The sequence below is a fragment of the Tessaracoccus rhinocerotis genome (assembly GCF_007197885.1).
GTDB classification, from domain to species: Bacteria; Actinomycetota; Actinomycetes; order Propionibacteriales; family Propionibacteriaceae; genus Arachnia; species Arachnia rhinocerotis.
Genome location: NZ_VKKG01000005.1, coordinates 280,480 through 296,526, shown reverse-complemented (window position 1 = coordinate 296,526; position 16,047 = coordinate 280,480). Strand labels below are relative to the sequence as shown.

The 16,047-nt window shown below is 68.9% G+C and carries 12 protein-coding genes and 1 tRNA gene; 10 read left to right on the top strand and 3 right to left on the bottom strand.

All coding sequences use genetic code 11. The annotated features are described in order from the left end of the window. Positions 1-2 precede the first annotated feature (2 nt). The 3 genes from FOJ82_RS13120 to FOJ82_RS13110 all read right to left on the bottom strand — a co-directional run bounded on the left by FOJ82_RS13120 (position 3) and on the right by FOJ82_RS13110 (position 5,374). Positions 3-3,854, bottom strand: a complete 3,852-nt coding sequence (locus FOJ82_RS13120; protein ID WP_425472503.1) for a multifunctional oxoglutarate decarboxylase/oxoglutarate dehydrogenase thiamine pyrophosphate-binding subunit/dihydrolipoyllysine-residue succinyltransferase subunit — start codon at positions 3,852-3,854, stop codon at positions 3-5. A gap of 77 nt (positions 3,855-3,931) precedes the next feature. After that, entirely contained in the window at positions 3,932-5,263 is a 1,332-nt protein-coding gene (locus FOJ82_RS13115; RefSeq protein ID WP_143938926.1) for a hypothetical protein, read from the bottom strand. 39 nt (positions 5,264-5,302) lie between these two features. Then, a tRNA-Arg gene (locus tag FOJ82_RS13110) sits at positions 5,303-5,374 on the bottom strand. Between the two features lie 154 nt (positions 5,375-5,528). Here FOJ82_RS13110 and lysA point away from each other — a divergent pair. The 10 genes from lysA (at position 5,529) to FOJ82_RS13060 (ending at position 16,037) form a co-directional block, all read left to right on the top strand. Further along, entirely contained in the window at positions 5,529-6,932 is a 1,404-nt protein-coding gene (gene lysA / locus FOJ82_RS13105) for a diaminopimelate decarboxylase (RefSeq protein WP_143938925.1), read from the top strand. Between the two features lie 2 nt (positions 6,933-6,934). After that, positions 6,935-8,251, top strand: coding sequence for a homoserine dehydrogenase (locus FOJ82_RS13100; protein WP_143938924.1), 1,317 nt, complete (start codon positions 6,935-6,937; stop codon positions 8,249-8,251). After that, the gene (gene thrB / locus FOJ82_RS13095) at positions 8,235-9,146 is read left to right on the top strand and encodes a homoserine kinase (protein WP_221933158.1); all 912 of its coding nucleotides are present in this window, start codon (positions 8,235-8,237) and stop codon (positions 9,144-9,146) included. Before FOJ82_RS13100 ends, thrB begins: the two co-directional genes overlap by 17 nt. Positions 9,147-9,361: 215 nt before the next feature. After that, positions 9,362-11,242 carry a transcription termination factor Rho gene (gene rho, locus FOJ82_RS13090; protein WP_143938997.1) on the top strand — a complete coding sequence of 627 codons (1,881 nt, stop codon included), beginning with the start codon at positions 9,362-9,364 and terminating at the stop codon, positions 11,240-11,242. 115 nt (positions 11,243-11,357) lie between these two features. Then, entirely contained in the window at positions 11,358-11,564 is a 207-nt protein-coding gene (rpmE, locus tag FOJ82_RS13085; RefSeq protein WP_143938922.1) for a 50S ribosomal protein L31, read from the top strand. 72 nt (positions 11,565-11,636) lie between these two features. After that, on the top strand, positions 11,637-12,704 hold the full coding sequence (gene prfA / locus FOJ82_RS13080; RefSeq protein WP_143938921.1) for a peptide chain release factor 1: 1,068 nt from the start codon (positions 11,637-11,639) through the stop codon (positions 12,702-12,704). After that, positions 12,701-13,579 (top strand): peptide chain release factor N(5)-glutamine methyltransferase, encoded by an 879-nt coding sequence (prmC, locus tag FOJ82_RS13075; protein ID WP_143938920.1) that lies wholly within the window; start codon positions 12,701-12,703, stop codon positions 13,577-13,579. The genes prfA and prmC overlap by 4 nt, the downstream gene beginning before the upstream one ends. After that, a complete protein-coding gene (locus FOJ82_RS13070) occupies positions 13,576-14,400 on the top strand; it encodes an L-threonylcarbamoyladenylate synthase (RefSeq protein WP_246099881.1) in 825 nt (274 codons plus the stop codon). Before prmC ends, FOJ82_RS13070 begins: the two co-directional genes overlap by 4 nt. Beyond that, positions 14,393-15,580 carry a glycosyltransferase family 4 protein gene (locus FOJ82_RS13065; RefSeq protein WP_143938918.1) on the top strand — a complete coding sequence of 396 codons (1,188 nt, stop codon included), beginning with the start codon at positions 14,393-14,395 and terminating at the stop codon, positions 15,578-15,580. The genes FOJ82_RS13070 and FOJ82_RS13065 overlap by 8 nt, the downstream gene beginning before the upstream one ends. Then, positions 15,570-16,037 (top strand): hypothetical protein, encoded by a 468-nt coding sequence (locus FOJ82_RS13060; RefSeq protein ID WP_143938917.1) that lies wholly within the window; start codon positions 15,570-15,572, stop codon positions 16,035-16,037. The genes FOJ82_RS13065 and FOJ82_RS13060 overlap by 11 nt, the downstream gene beginning before the upstream one ends. Positions 16,038-16,047: the final 10 nt, after the last annotated feature.

The window sequence follows — 16,047 nt, the reverse complement described above, 5'->3', positions numbered from 1 at the left end:
GGTTACTCCGCGAAAGCGCGCTCGTGCAGCTCGTCCGACTGCTGCAGGTGCACCTTGTGGGAACCCACCGAGGGGGCGGAGGCCCACCCGCGGGCAACTCGCTTCATGTGGAGCTCGATGCCCGAAGCGGTGCGGACCGCGTTCGGCAGGTGCACCGAAAGGAACGGCCACGCGCCCTGGTTGGCAGGTTCGTCCTGGACGAAGCGGATGTCCTCCACGTGCGAGTAGCGCTTCAGGATCTTGGCGACCTCCTCGCCAGGCAGCGGGTAGAGGCGCTCGAGGGAGATGATCGCCACCTTGCCCTCAAGTCCGTGCTTCTCGCGGTACGCGGCGAGCTCCCAGCGGATCTTGCCGGAGCACAGCAGCAGCCTCTCGACCTTGGACGGATCGGTGATCGTCGGGTCGTCGAGGGCCGGGTTCCACTGGCCTGAGGTGAACTCGTCCGGGGCCGACGCGGCAGCCTTGCTGCGCAGCATCGACTTCGGCGTGGCGATGACCACCGGGCGGTGGAAGTTCACGTAGGCGTGCTGGCGCAGCAGGTGGAAGTAGCTGGCCGCAGTCGACGGCTGGCACACGGACAGGGCGTTCTCCGCGCACAGCTGCAGGAACCGCTCGATCCGGGCCGAGCTGTGGTCGGGGCCCTGGCCCTCGTAGCCGTGGGGGAGCAGCAGGACCACGCCGGACTTCTGGCCCCACTTGGCCTGCCCGGACGAGATGAACTCGTCGATGATGGTCTGGGCGCCGTTGACGAAGTCACCGAACTGGGCCTCCCAGAGCACCAGCGCGTCGGGTCGGGCGACGGAGTAGCCGTACTCGAACCCGAGGGCTGCATACTCGCTCAGCAGCGAGTCCCACACCTCGAAGGATGCCTGGTCCTCCGAGAGGTGCTTGAGCGGGACCCACGCCTCGTTCGAGACCCGGTCCACGATCGCTGCGAATCGCTGCGAGAACGTGCCGCGGCGGGAGTCCTGCCCGGTCAGTCGGACCGGACGGTTCTCCAGCAGCAGCGAGCCGAAGGCCAGAATCTCCGCGGTCGCCCAGTCGATGGGGCCGTTGAGGATCTGGTCCGCGCGCCGCTGCACCTGCGGCAGCACCTTGGGGTGGCCGGTGAAGCCGTCGGGCAGCTCGGTGTGCACCCTCGAGATCAGCTCCAGAGTCTCCGGGGTGATCTCCGTCAGGCGCTGCTCGGGCTTGGTCGGGTAGTAGGGGACCCGCGTGTACTCGTCGTCCGGTGCGTCCTGGTTGCGGGCCTCGCGGACCTCCCTGAAGACGTTCTCGAGCCGGCTGCGGAACCGGTTCATGACGTCCTCGGCGTCGGCCATCGAGATGTCACCGCGACCGATCAGGGACTCCGTGTAGAGCCGGCGCACCGAGCGCTTCTGCTCGATCAGGTCGTACATCTTCGGCTGGGTGAAGCTCGGGTCGTCGCCCTCGTTGTGACCGCGACGGCGGTAACAGACGAGGTCGATGACGACGTCCTTGTGGAACTTCTGGCGGTACTCGAAGGCGATGCGGGCGGCGCGGATGCACGAGTCCGGATCGTCGCCGTTGATGTGGAGCACGGGCGCACCGATGGACTTGGCCACGTCCGTGCAGTAGAGGGAGCTGCGGCTCTCGCTCGGAGCCGTTGTGAAGCCCACCTGGTTGTTGACGACGACGTGGATGGTACCGCCCGTCTTGTAGCCACGCAGCTGGCTCATCTGCAGGGTCTCGAACACGACGCCCTGGCCGGCGAACGAGGCGTCGCCGTGCAGCAGGAGCGGCAGGACGGGGTAGTCATCGGAGCCGAGCACGTCCTGCTTCGCGCGGGCGATTCCCTGCAGGACCGGGTTCACGGCCTCGAGGTGGGACGGGTTGGCAGCCACGGAGGTCTTGATCGTCCGGCCGTTGCTGGCGACGAAGGCGCCCTCGGAACCGAGGTGGTACTTGACGTCGCCGGTGCCGCTGCGCGGGTCCAGGGAGCCGTCGAACTCGCGGAAGATCTGGGCGTACTTCTTGCCGACGATGTTCGCGAGGACGTTGAGTCGGCCGCGGTGGGGCATGCCGATGCAGACCTCGTCGACGGAGTCGTTGGCGGCCTGCTGGCAGATCTCGTCGAGCAGCACGATCATCGACTCGCCGCCCTCGAGGGAGAACCGCTTCTGGCCGACGAACTTGGTCTGGAGGAAGGTCTCGAAGACCTCGGCCTCGTTCAGCTTGTCCAGGGCGTGCATGTGCTCGTCGTGGGTGAGCGGGCTGCGCGGCACCTCCATCCGCTTCTGGAACCAGCTGCGCTGCTCCGGGTCAGGGATGTGCATGTACTCCACGGCCACCGTGCGGGTGTAGGAGTCCTGCAGGATGCCGAGGATCTCCCTCAGGCTCAGGTAGCCCCGGTCCTCGGTGCCGAAGCGGCCGACGGCGAACTCGCGGTCGAGGTCCCAGATGGACAGACCGTGGGTCTCGAGCCGGAGGTCCTCGGCGGCTCGCTGGCGGTACTCGAGCGGATCGGTGTCTGCGACGAGGTGTCCGAAGGACCGGTACGCAGCGATCAGCTCCAGCACCCGCCCGTGCTTGGTGACCTGGCTGGCGCGGTGGGCCGAGATGTCGTTCGACCAACGGAACGGCTCGTACGGGATGCGCAGGGCTTCGAAGATCTCGTCGTAGAAACCGTTCTTGCCGAGCAGCAGCTCGTGCATCTCCTTGAGGAACTCGCCCGACTGGGCGCCCTGGATGACGCGGTGGTCGTAGGTGGAGGTCAGGGTGGTGACCTTGGACACGCCCATCTCGGTGATCCGCGAGATCGAGGTGCCCTGGAACTCGGCCGGGTAGTCGATGGCGCCGACACCGAGGATCATGCCCTGTCCCGTCATGAGGCGCGGCACGGAGTGGCTGGTGCCGATGCCGCCGGGGTTGGTGATCGAGGCGGTTGTGCGGGCGAAGTCGTCGACCGTCAGCTCACCGTTGCGGGTCTTCGTGACCAGCGCCTCGTACGCGGCCCAGAACTGTGCGAAGTTGAGCGACTCGCAGCCCTTGACGTTCGGGACGAGCAGCTGGCGCGTGCCGTCCTTCTTCTTCAGGTCGATCGCGATGCCGATGTTGATGCTGGGGTTCTGGATGTGCGTCGGCTTGCCGTCGACCACGTCGTAGGCGTCGTTCATCGACGGGATGGCCTGGATGGCCTTGATCATCGCGTAGGCGATGATGTGCGTGAACGAGACCTTGCCGCCCTTGGAGGTGCGCAGGAAGTTGTTGATCAGGGTGCGCTGGTCGATCACCAGCTTCATGGGCACGTTGCGCACCGAGGTGGCGGTCGGGACCGACAGCGACGCGTCCATGTTCTTGGCCGTGCGCATCGGGGCGCCACGCATCGTGGTGAGCTTCGGCTGGGCGCCCGTGGGCTCGGGCCGAAGGCTCGGGTTGGGCGCGTTCGCCGACAGGCCAGCACCGGATCCGGGATCGGTCGGGGTCTCCTTGCCGGACTTGGCCGGCTCGGCCTTCGTCGGGGTGGGCTTGGCCTCCGCCTTCTGGGCGGCGGGCCGCTCGGCCTTCTCCGCGGGCTTCGCAGCCTGGGACTTGGCGGGGGCGGCCTTGGCCGCGGCGGGCTTGCCGCTGGCAGGCTTGGCCGCGGTCTGGGCCTTGGCGGGGGGTGAAGCCGCGGGGCTGGCCTGCTTCGTCGCCGGCTGCTCGGGCTCGGGCTCGTCCTCGGCGACTGAACTGGCGCCGGCGGCGCCGTTCGAGAAGAACTCTCGCCATTCCTCGTCGACCGACTGCGGATCCGTCTCGTACGCATCGCGCATATCGTCGATCAACCAAGAGTTGGCGCCGAAAGCGTCCTTTGAATCCGATGATGACATGTGTGCCAGTGGCTGGGCCACGATTCCCCTCTGTGAGTTGTCTTCCGGCGGCTGTGCCCCCGGACTGGAAGCTTACCCAATGGTCAACGCTGTCGCGGTCAGCCCGCGCCAGCGCTGACGGCCTCCTCGGAGTCCTGCTCCGTCTCGGCCCCCTCGAGTCGGGAGGCCTCCCCCTCGGGGCGCGACGTGGCGCGCCACGCGAGCCGTGTCGTGTACCCGAGCAACGCCACCAGTAGGAGGTTGCGCAGGATGAGCATGGAGGTTTCCAGCCCCGATCCGTTGGGCAGGGCCATGATCCCGTGGGTCCCCCACGGGTAGGTGTACTGCGTCAATCCGGCCACGACGACCATGGCCACCGACAGCACGACCAAGGGTCGCCGCAGCCATTCCGAGCGTCGGGCCAGCAGCAGCGCTGCGACGGGGCCGCCGAGCCAGGTCACGTACTGCGGCGAGAGGGTCTTGTTGGCCACGATGGTGGCCAGCACGATCGCGAGGATCGCCAGCAGCATCGCCTCGTGCAGGTGCCGGGAGTCCGCCCGGAAGCGTCGCACCAGACGCCAGGCCAGCAGTCCGGTCAGCACGAATGATCCGGCGGTGAGCACGGAGGAGACGGTCAGGAGCAACTCAACGCCGGGCCCATCGAGCTCGATCGCGTTGTACTCAGAGAGGAAGACGCGCCAGGCGGGGGAGTCCGTGAAGGTGCGCAGGAACATCAGCGGTGTGGCCGGCACCGACTCCTGCTGCAGCCCCCGCTCTCCCTGCCACGTGATCGGGGAGGCGGAGCGCTCCCATCCGACCGCCACCAGGGAGGCCGTTCCCAGCACCAGGCCGACCACCAGGAAGGACAGGACGCGTTGCCGACCCTTGGTGCGTCGCAACGGGTTCGGGGCGGCCATCGGGAAGGCGAGCAGGGCAGGCCAGAGCTTCACAGAGGCGCCAATGGCGACGAGGGCGCCGGCGATGCGCGGATGGGCGGTGATCCACAGGCACGCCCAGGCCACGAGGGCAGCGGGGATGAGGTCGAAGCGGAACCACACGATTGGGCCGCAGGCGCCCATGAACAAGATCCAGAACAGTGCGCCGCGAGCGTTGTCGCGTCGGAACAGCGTGATGGCGACGATCCCGGTGAGCGCCAGCATGAAGCCCGAGAACCAGGGTGCCCAGGTCTGCCAGCCGCCGCCGACGGTGTAGATCGCCTGCAGAATCCACACGGCGGGCAGCGGGTACTCGGCCATGACTTCGTTGCCGTTCACCAGCATGTCGTTGAGGTGGTAGCCGTAGTAGCTGATGTCGTTCTCGACGAACTTGACGGCCTCTAGCTGCCAGATCTGGAACGTGATGAAGGTGACCAGGACGAACAGTGCTGCCAGGCCGAGCGCCGGGAGCCAGCCCTGGGCGGGCCGGACGGCTTGCTCAGTGTGGCCTGTCACTGGCGTCCCTTCACTGGTGCTACCGATGCGCATGAAAAGCGCCCCCGCGAGGATTCGAACCTCGGCTCCCGCCTCCGGAGGGCGGTGCTCTATCCCCTGAGCTACGGGGGCTTGTGGCCCGTCGCCGAAGCGACCTGCAAAGGTTAGCAAAGATCTGGACCCATTCCTGACACCTGCCACCGCGGCAGCCTCGCAGGCGCCGCGGATGTCCGATGCTGAACGCCACATCGCGGGGCGGGTGTCCCATCTGGCAGGCTTGGAGACCATGACGCACACCCACATCGCCGGATCCATCCACGCGGACGTCGCACAGGCGGGGCCGCAGTGGTTGGAGCTGCCCGCGGACCTCAACGCCCTGGACCCCAAACTGTGGCCGTCCGGGACGCACCGGGACGAGGCAGGAGCGGTGGTCGTCGGCGGTGCCTCCCTGGTCGACGTCGCACGCGAGTACGGTACGGCGGCCTACGTGATCGACGAGGCCGACTTCCGCGCCCGAGCGGCAGCCTTCCGGGAGAGCTTCAAGGGCTGGGAGATCTACTACGCGGGCAAGGCCCTGCTGACACGCACGGTTGCACGCTGGGTGGCTGAGGAGGGCCTCAGTCTCGACGTCACCACCATGGGTGAGATGAAGGTGGCCCTGGCCGGCGGCATGCCCGCCGCGCGGCTCGGCTTCCACGGCAACAACAAGTCGGTCGAAGAAATCCGGTTCGCGCTCGAGCAGGGCGTGGGCCGCATCATCGTCGACTCGTTCGACGAGATCGACCGCATCGAGGCCCTCTGCCGCGAGCTCGGGGTCCGGGCCAGGGCGATGGTCCGCGTCACCACCGGTGTCGAGGCCCACACCCACGAGTACATCGCCACCGCCCACGAGGACCAGAAGTTCGGTCTGTCGATCAGCTCCGGGCAGGCACTGACCGGCCTGGTGCGGTGCCACACCTCCGACGTGATCGACCTCCTCGGCATCCACAGCCACATCGGCTCCCAGATCTTCGAGACGGCCGGCTTCGAGGTCGCCATCCGACGGACGCTCAAGCTCGCACACCAGTTCCGCACCGCCACCGGTGCCGAGCTGCCCGAGCTCGACCTCGGTGGCGGCTTCGGGATCGCCTACGTCTCTGCGGACGCACCAATGCCGACCCCGGACCTCGCGGCAGCCTTCGAGGAACTCATCGACCACGAGTGCCTGGCGCTCGGCCTGGAGCGCCCCCGGCTCTCCATCGAACCCGGGCGGGCGATCTGTGGGCCCGCGGGCGTGGCCATCTACGAGGTGGGCACGGTCAAGGTGGTCGAGGTCGAGAACAACAAGGCCCGCGTCTACGTCTCGGTCGACGGCGGCATGAGCGACAACATCCGTCCCGCCCTGTACGCGGCGGAGTACTCGTGCGTGATCGCGAACCGCAACTCGGACGCTGCGCCGGTGTTGTGCCGCGTGGTCGGCAAGCACTGCGAGGGGGGCGACATCCTGATCCGCTACGTGTTCCTGCCGCGCGACATCGCTCCCGGTGACCTGATCGCCGTGCCGGCCTCCGGGGCGTATGCGCGCGCCATGGCCAGCAACTACAACCAGGTTCCCAGGCCGCCCCTGCTGGGCGTCCGGGACGGCGAGGTCACCACGATGCTGCGCCGGGAGACCCTGGAAGACCTGATGCGACTGGACGTAGGGGAGTGAACATGGCTGAGAACGGACCATTGAAGGTGGCGCTGCTGGGCGCAGGCGTCGTCGGGTCGCAGGTGGCCCGGGTGCTCCTGGCGGAGGGCGACACCCTGGAGTCACGCGTCGGGCGTCGCCTCGAACTCGTCGGCATCGGCGTGCGCCGCGAGGGCATCGAGCGCGCCGGAATCGACTCCTCGCTGTTCACCACGGACTCCATGGGGCTGGTGACCCGCGGTGACATCGACGTGGTGATCGAGGTCATCGGTGGCATCGAGCCGGCGCGCAGCCTCGTGCTGGCCGCGATGCGCAGCGGCGCGTCCGTCATCACGGCCAACAAGGCGCTGCTCGCCCAGGACATGGCCAAGCTCTCCGCGACCGCCAACGACAACGAGGTGGACCTCTACTACGAGGCAGCCGTCGCCGGCGCCATTCCGATCATCCGGCCGCTGCGAGAGTCGCTCGTCGGCGACGAGATCCGCGCCGTGATGGGCATCGTCAACGGCACCACCAACTACATCCTGGACAAGATGACCACCGCGAGCCTCTCGTTCGAGGAGGCGCTGCAGCAGGCGCAGGACCTTGGTTTCGCGGAGGCGGACCCGACGGCGGACGTCGAGGGCCACGACGCTGCCGCCAAGGCCGCGATCCTGGCAGGGCTGGCGTTCCACACCGACGTGCGCCAGAGCGACGTGTTCTGTGAGGGGATCACCTCCGTCACCGCCGACGACATTGCCGCCGCGGACGCGATGGGCTGCGTGGTGAAACTGCTGGCCATCACGAAGTTGACCAACGACGACGAGCCGCGCGTGATCGTCAAGGTCCACCCCACGATGGTTCCCAAGACCCACCCCCTGGCGTCGGTCTCCGGCGCCTTCAACGCCATCTTCGTCGACTCCCGCGACGCCGGACAGCTGATGTTCCTGGGTGCAGGCGCCGGTGGGGCCCCGACCGCCAGCGCGGTGATGGGCGACGTCGTGACGGCGGCCCGCAACCGCCTGCGCGGCAGTGCGGCGCACGTCCAGACCGGCTACATGAAGCGCGAGGTGGCGCCCATCGGCGACGCGACCGCCCGCTACTACATCAGCTTCGACGTGGAGGACCGCCCCGGAGTCCTCGCGGCCTGCGCCACGGTGTTCGCACGCCACAACGTGTCGCTCCAGACCGTGCAGCAGTCCTACCTCGAGGGCCTCGAACGGCGCGACGGCTTCGCCGCGCGGCTCGGCGTGATGACCCACGAGGCGAGCGAGACGGACCTCGCCGGCGTGCTCGCCGAACTGGCCGAGGCGTCGTTCGTCGGCACCGGTGTCAACTACATGCGTGTCGAGGGCAGCTGAGTTGACGGTGCTACGGGTCAGGGTGCCCGGCACCACCGCGAACGTCGGATCGGGTTTCGACTGCGTCGGCATCGCCCTCGACATCGAGGACGAGCTGGAGCTCGAGCTCAAGGACGGCCCCGGCGCCACCACGGTGGTCGTCGACGGTGAGGGCGCCCACCAGGTACCGCTGGACGAGACGCATCTCGTGCTGCGTTCGCTGGACGTGGGCCTGGCCGAATGGGGCGGCCGGCGACACGCCATGGAGCTGCGCTGCACCAACCGGATCCCGCACTCTCGCGGCCTCGGGTCGTCGGCCTCGGCGATCGTGGCCGGGCTTGCCTTCGCATGGGGGATCGCGCACCCCGGACTGGAACTGGACCGGGCCGAGCTGACGCGGGTCTCCAGCCGCATCGAGGGCCATCCGGACAACGCCGGGGCTGCGGTCTGGGGCGGCGCCATCCTGGGATGGTTCGACGGCGACGACGTGGAGCTGGTCAGGTTGCGGGTGCCCGCCACCATCGGCACCCGGGTGTGGATCCCCGCCTTCGAGGTCGGCACCGCCGGCGCGCGCTCCGTCCTGCCCGACGAGGTGCCCCGCCGTGACGCCGTTGCGCAGGCGATCGCCTCGGCCGCGCTGCCCCTGGCGCTGGAGCGCCGCCCCGACCTGCTGCTGGCCGCCACGCGGGACCGGCTCCACCAGGCATACCGAGCCGAATTGATGCGACCCTCCTACGACCTGGTGCTGGCACTGCGGGAACTCGGGGTGCCCGCCACGATTTCCGGCGCTGGCCCGACGGTCTTCGCCGTCGGCACGCAGGAACAGCTCGCCCCGGGAGACGCCCTTGTCGCGGAGGGTTTCGCGCGGCACGCACCGGCAATCGGCGGTGGCGTGCAGCTCCAGCGGCTCGGCTAGGGCCGGGTTCCTGCTTGGAGTTGCGGCGCCGCGGTGCTAGCCTTTAGAGGTCAATCCACACAGATGGCGCCCAGCCCCTCTCTTTTCAGGCTGCCTGAGCTGCGCCGAGTGGTGACTAAATTCTTGACCTCCGGTGGACCCCCTGTACCCAGGCCCGTCCCCGGTGAATCCTTGGAAGGAAATCCGTGACCGATACCGGTACCAACCTGGCGGGCATGAAGCTGGCTGAACTCAAGTCCGTCGCCGCAGGGATGGGCCTTCGTGGTGTCTCCGCAATGCGCAAGGGGGACCTCGTCGCCGCCATCGCCGCCGCCGGGTCCAAGCCCCAGGCGCAGGGCAGCGAGGCTTCGCGTGGCCAGTCCCGTCGCACCCAGAAGTCCGAAGCGCCGACCTCCGACACCCAGCCTGCGCTGGCCGTCGAGACCGCGTCCGGCAAGCAGGACCGCTCCCGGCAGGACCAGCAGTCCGTGGCTGACGCCGTCGGCCAGAGGCTGACATCGGCCCAGCAGCAGTCCGGTGACGTCGGCGCTCAGGACCCCTCCGGCAAACGTGCCGCAGGCGGGAATGCCGGCGGTGGCGAGAACACCGGCGGGGGAGACAACTCCTCGAATGATGGCCGGGGCAACCGCCGCCGTCGTGGCCGGGACCGCGAGCGTGGCGACCGCGTTTCGCAGGAGCAGGTCAACGACGAGGTGGGCGAGCGGCTCGCTGCTGCCATGGGCACCGGTGGTGGCCAGCAGCAGGGCAAGGTGGCGCCCGCCCCCGAGCCGCAGCAGAACAACCAGAGCAGCAACAACAGCGGTGGCGGCGGAAGCAACAGCAACCGCTATGACGACGACGACAGCCAGGGTGGCCGCCGTGGCCGCCGGCGTCGGACTCGCGACCGCCAGAACCGTCGCGGCAGCAGCCGCGGCAACCAGGGCATGGAGCGCTACGAGAACGAGCCGAGCGTCAGCGAGGACGACGTCCTCGCCAACACCTCCGGCATCGTCGACATCCTCGACAACTACGCGTTCGTCCGCACCACCGGCTACCTGCCCGGCCAGAACGACGCCTACCTGCCGATGTCCACGGTCCGCAAGTACGGCCTGCGTCGTGGCGACGTCATCGCCGGCGCAATCCGCACCCCCCGCGACGGGGAGCGCAAGGAGAAGTACAGCCCGCTGGTGCGGATCGACTCCATCAACGGCGACGACCCGGAGAAGGCGAAGAACCGTCCCGAGTTCTCGAAGCTGACGCCGCTCTACCCGCAGGAGCGCCTCAAGCTCGAGACCGCCAGCGCGAACCTGACCGGCCGCATCATCGACATGGTCTCGCCCATCGGCAAGGGCCAGCGTGGCCTGATCGTGTCCCCGCCCAAGGCGGGCAAGACGATGGTCATGCAGGCCATCGCCAACGCGATCGCGGCCAACAACCCGGAGGTCCACCTGATGGTGGTCCTGGTGGACGAGCGTCCCGAGGAGGTCACAGACTTCCAGCGCAGCGTCTCCGGCGAGGTCATCGCCTCCACCTTCGACCGGCCCGCCGAGGACCACACCGTGGTCGCCGAGCTGGCGATCGAGCGGGCCAAGCGGCTCGTGGAACTGGGGCACGACGTGGTCGTCCTCCTCGACGGCATCACCCGCCTGGGCCGCGCCTACAATCTGGCCGCCCCCGCGTCCGGCCGAATCCTGTCCGGTGGTGTGGACTCCGCCGCGCTGTACCCGCCGAAGAAGTTCTTCGGTGCGGCCCGCAACATCGAGAACGGTGGCTCACTCACCATCCTCGCGACGGCCCTCATCGAGACCGGCTCCAAGATGGACGAGGTGATCTTCGAGGAGTTCAAGGGCACCGGAAACATGGAGCTGCGCCTGCGCCGCGAGCTGGCCAACAAGCGGATCTTCCCGGCGATCGACGTCGACGGCTCCGGCACCCGGCGCGAGGAGCTGCTCCTCGGCCGCGACGAGCTGAACATCATGTGGAAGCTGCGTCGTGCGCTCTCCGGGCTCGACGACCAGGGCGCCCTCGAACTCCTGCTCACCCGGATGCGCAAGACCGCCGACAACCACGAGTTCCTGCTCAGCGTCCTCAAGACCACACCCGCCCAGGACGGCTGAGCCCGGAGTTTGGAAGAACCGGTACGCAGTGGCAGAATTGCACCTCGTGCCGGTTCACGCACTCTGCGCTCCCAACGCGCTGCGACCCGGGTAAACACATCACTTAGGAGAAGCCATGAAGCAGGGAATTCATCCCGACTACGTCGAGACCGAGGTGCAGTGCACCTGCGGCAACAAGTTCACCACCCGTAGCACGTCCCAGAAGGGCAAGCTGAGCGCCGACGTCTGCGCCGAGTGCCACCCCTTCTACACGGGCAAGCAGAAGATCCTCGACACCGGCGGCCGCGTCGCACGCTTCGAGAAGCGCTTCGGCAAGAAGTAAGCACCCCGAACCGGGCGCTGTGCGGGCCAAGAGGCCCGTGCGGCGTCCGGTTTTCTCATCCCCGGGAGAATGATGTTCGAGTCAGCAGAGCCACTGGTCAAGGAGTTCCACGAGCTGGAAACCGAACTCGCGGACCCCGCGCTGCACTCGGACCCCGCCCGGTCCAGGAAGGTGGGCCGCCGCTACGCCGCGCTGCGCCCGGTCGTCGAATCGCTCGACGAGTACCGGCGGCTCGAAGGCGACCGCGCCGCCGCCGCCGAGCTGGCGGAGCTCGACCCGGCCTTCGCCGACGAGGTGGTCGAGTTGGAGCGCGCCCTCGAGACGACCACCGGCCGCCTCACCAAACTGCTGGCCCCGCGGGACCCCAACGACGACGCCGACGCGCTCCTTGAGATCAAGTCCGGCGAGGGCGGGGACGAGTCCGCGTTGTTCGCCGGAGACCTCCTGCGGATGTACACCCGGCACGCCGAGCAGGTGGGGTGGAAGGTTGAGCTGCTCGACGAGCAGACCACGGACCTGGGCGGCTACAAGTCGGTCACCGTCGCAATCAAGGGCGCCGCCAGGGACGGCGTCGGCCCCTATGGCCTGCTCAAGTTCGAGGGCGGGGTCCACCGCGTGCAGCGCGTGCCCGTCACGGAGTCCCAGGGACGCATCCACACCTCCGCCGCCGGTGTCCTCGTCATGCCCGACGTGGAGGCCGACGAGGTGGAGATCAGTGAGGACGACCTGCGCATCGACGTCTACCGTGCCTCCGGTCCCGGCGGCCAGGGCGTCAACACCACCGACTCGGCCGTGCGCATCACCCACCTGCCCACCGGCACCGTCGTGAGCTGCCAGAACGAGCGCTCCCAGCTGCAGAACAAGGACTCCGCGATGCGCATGCTGCGGGCCCGGCTGACCGCGCTGGCCGAGGAGAGGGCGGCCGAGGAGGCCTCCCAAGCGCGCAAGTCGCAGGTGCGCACGGTCGACCGCTCGGAGCGCATCCGTACCTACAACTTCCCGGAGAACCGGATCGCCGACCACCGCATCGGCTACAAGGCGCACAACCTCGACGCCGTGCTGGGTGGCGCAATAGGGCCGCTGCTCGAGGCCCTGCAGGAGCGGGACCTGGCGGACAGGCTCGGAGGCTCCGCCCAGTGAACTCCGAGCCGGCCTACGACGTCGCGCTCGCAGCCTCGGCAAGGCTGGCGGAGGCGGGCCTGCCCTCGCCCGGGGCCGACGCCCGCATCCTGCTCGCGCACGTGCTTGGGGTGGACGTCTCCCAGATGCTGCTGGCGCCCCGGGTCACCGCCGCGCAGCGCGACGCCCTCGACGTGCTGCTCGAACGGCGCGAGTCCGGCATGCCGGTCCAGCACCTGACGGGTGAGGCCCACTTCCGCTACGAGACGCTCCGGGTGGGGCCCGGCGTGTTCATCCCACGCCCCGAGACCGAGAACCTGGTCGACCTCGCCCTGCGTGAGCTCGCGCGCCGGCCACCGGAGCGCAGGCGGGTCGTGGAGCTGTGTGCCGGCTCCGGGGCCATCACGCGCTCTCTCGGCACCGAGCTCGGCGGCCTCGAACTGCACGCCGTTGAACTGTCCGCCGAGGCGTGGCCCTACCTCGTCCACAACCTCTCCGGGCTCGAGGTCGAACTCGTCCTGGGTGACATGGCAGATGCGTTCCGCGAACTCGACGGCGAGGTGGACCTCGTCGTCGCCAACCCGCCCTACGTCCCGGAGACTGTGCGCGACGCGCTACCGAGCGACGTGGTGGGCCACGACCCGGACCTGGCCCTCTTCAGCGGCCCCGACGGCCTCGACGCGATGCACGTCGTCAAGGCAGTCGCGGCCAGGCTGCTGCGGCCCGGCGGCTGGGTGATGGCGGAGCACGACGAGTCCCACGCCGACGCCGTCGTCGCCCTCTTCGACGAGCCGCGGTTCGACCACGTCCGCGACCACGACGACCTGACCGGTCGACCCCGCCACGTGACCGCGCAGCGGTCCGCCGTTCCCGACGTGGCAGGATTGGCATCGTGACCGAGACTCCCGCCGCGCCCGCTGTCCACGATCTCGACGAGGACCCGGGGGCAGGCATCGACGCAGCCGCCGCCGCGATCGCCGAGGGCCGTTGCATCGTGGTGCCCACCGACACCGTCTACGGCATCGCCGCCGACGCGTTCTCCGGCGATGCGGTGCGCGGCCTGCTGGCCGCCAAGCAGCGTGGCGAGGACATGCCGCCGCCCGTGCTGATCGCGGAGCGCTCCATGCTGCGGGCGCTGACGGCGGACATTCCGCGCGACGCCATGGCGCTCGCCCGGAACTTCTGGCCGGGGGCTCTCACGCTCATCCTGAAGGCGCAGAAGACCCTGAACCTCGAACTGGGGGAGACCGGCGGGACCGTCGCGGTGAGGGTCCCTGACCACGACGAACTGCGTCGGCTGCTGCGGCGCACCGGCCCCCTGGCCGTCAGCTCGGCCAACATCTCGGGCAAGCCCGCGGCCAACACCGTGACCGAGGCGCAGGAGATGCTCGGCGACGCGGTCGCCCTGTACCTCGACGGCGGCGAGTCCGCCGGGCAGGTTGCCTCCACCATCGTGGACTTCACGAAGTCTACCCGCGGCAAGGTGCTGCGCAACGGCGCGATCCCCTTCGAGGAACTCAAGCTCACCGCCCCGCGGCTGCAGCCGTTCGAGGAGCCGGAGCCGGAGGAGCCCCAGCTCGAGCAGCCCGCGACCGACGAGGCCATCGAGCCTGGCCCGGCGGAGGCCGGGCCGGCCGAACTCGACGCACCGGAGGCGCCGGGGCCGTCCGGGGAGGCCGACGCACCCGACGTCGGCGAGAAGCCGACAGATGCGTGAATACTCCCTGGTCCTGCTGGTCGCAGCCGCCGCCACCTACCTGCTGGCGGGCCTGTGCCGCAGGATCGCGATCAGGACGGGGACCCTGGCCCGGGTGCGGGCCCGGGACGTCCACACCCAGCCAATCCCCTACCTCGGTGGGGTGGCCATGCTCGGTGGGCTCGCCGTGGCCTTCCTGCTGGCCCGGCAATTGCCGTTCCTGGGCAAGCACGCCACCGTCGCACACGACGCGGACGCAGTCCTGTGGGCCGCGCTGATCATCTGCGTGGTCGGGGTGCTGGACGACAAGTTCGACATGCCCGCCATGGTGAAGCTCGGCGGGCAGGTGCTGGCCGCCGGCGTCGCGGTCCTGCAGGGCGTGCGGATCTACTGGATCCCCCTGCCCAACTCGATCTTCGCCCTGGACGATGCCACCAGCATCCTGGTCACAGTCCTGTTCATCGCCCTGTGCGTGAACGCGGTCAACTTCGTCGACGGACTGGACGGGCTGGCCGCCGGCGTGGTGGCCATCGGGTCCGGAGCATTCTTCAGCTACTGCTACCTGCTGGCCTATGAGCAGGAACTGGTACGGGCCACCACCGCGAGCCTGATCACCGTCGCGACGTGCGGCATCTGCCTCGGGTTCCTGGCGCACAACTTCCATCCCGCAAAGATGTTCATGGGGGACTCCGGAGCCATGCTGCTGGGCCTCCTGATGGCGCTCAGCGCCATCTCCTTCACCGGACAGACCGACGCCAGTGCACTCGCCAGCGGCGACATCCTGCCCGCGCTGCTGCCCATCCTGCTCCCGTTCGCGGCCCTCGCGCTGCCGTTCCTGGACCTGATCCTCGCCTACGTCAGACGAACCCGCAGGGGCCAGTTCTGGTTCGTCGCCGACAAGCAGCACATCCACCACATGCTGGTGCGGCGCGGCCACTCGCACCGAGGTGCGGTCTTCCTGATGTACGGCTGGACGGCCGTCTTCGCGGGGGGGCTTGTCTTCATCACCGTCACGCACAGGTCCACGGCCGTGTGGGGAGTCGGGATCGCGCTGGTGCTGGTGCTGATCCTGACCGTCTACCCGCTGCGCTCGGGCCACAGCCCGGCCGCCGATGCCGAGATGCCCCTCGAAGTGCCGGCCGTCGACCAGCCCACCCTTACGAAGGCCGACGCGGACGCCGAGGAGAAACATGGCGCGTGAGAGGAGGGTGAGCGGAGCCACGCGGAGGGCCCGCCAGATGATGGTGGGCGGTCTCGTGCTCGGCCACGCAGCCGGAATCACGGTCCTGGGCCTTGCCCTCGTGCTCGGTGGCGGCGACGCCGCAGTGACCGCAGCACTCGGCTTCGCGGCCGTGGTGATCTTCTTCTCCATCGGCCAGTTCATCGAGATCATCGCCTGCGAACTCGAGCCCGTCCAGGGCATGGGGCTCGCGCTGGTGTCCTACCTGGTACGGGTGGTCGGCGTCGGTGCCGGGATGTACTTCATCCTGCGAAATCCCGCCGTGGCGCCGCACGTGCAGCCGGGCTGGCTCCTGCTCTCCATGGTGGCCACGGTCATCGCTTGGGTGAGCGGTGTCGTGCTGGTGGCGACGCGGCAGCGCGTGCCGATATACGATGCCGAGTATGTTGGCCCCGCAGCCGGGAGCGAAGGTGATTAGCGGGGGATTT

Bases quoted from the DNA above. Each gene is read 5' to 3' on its own strand.
- rho (WP_143938997.1), top strand. From the start codon at position 9,362: ATGAAGCTGGCTGAACTCAAGTCCGTCGCCGCAGGGATGGGCCTTCGT.
- prfA (WP_143938921.1), top strand. From the start codon at position 11,637: ATGTTCGAGTCAGCAGAGCCACTGGTCAAGGAGTTCCACGAGCTGGAA.
- rpmE (WP_143938922.1), top strand. From the start codon at position 11,358: ATGAAGCAGGGAATTCATCCCGACTACGTCGAGACCGAGGTGCAGTGC.
- FOJ82_RS13100 (WP_143938924.1), top strand. From the start codon at position 6,935: ATGGCTGAGAACGGACCATTGAAGGTGGCGCTGCTGGGCGCAGGCGTC.
- lysA (WP_143938925.1), top strand. From the start codon at position 5,529: ATGACGCACACCCACATCGCCGGATCCATCCACGCGGACGTCGCACAG.
- FOJ82_RS13060 (WP_143938917.1), top strand. From the start codon at position 15,570: ATGGCGCGTGAGAGGAGGGTGAGCGGAGCCACGCGGAGGGCCCGCCAG.
- FOJ82_RS13065 (WP_143938918.1), top strand. From the start codon at position 14,393: ATGCGTGAATACTCCCTGGTCCTGCTGGTCGCAGCCGCCGCCACCTAC.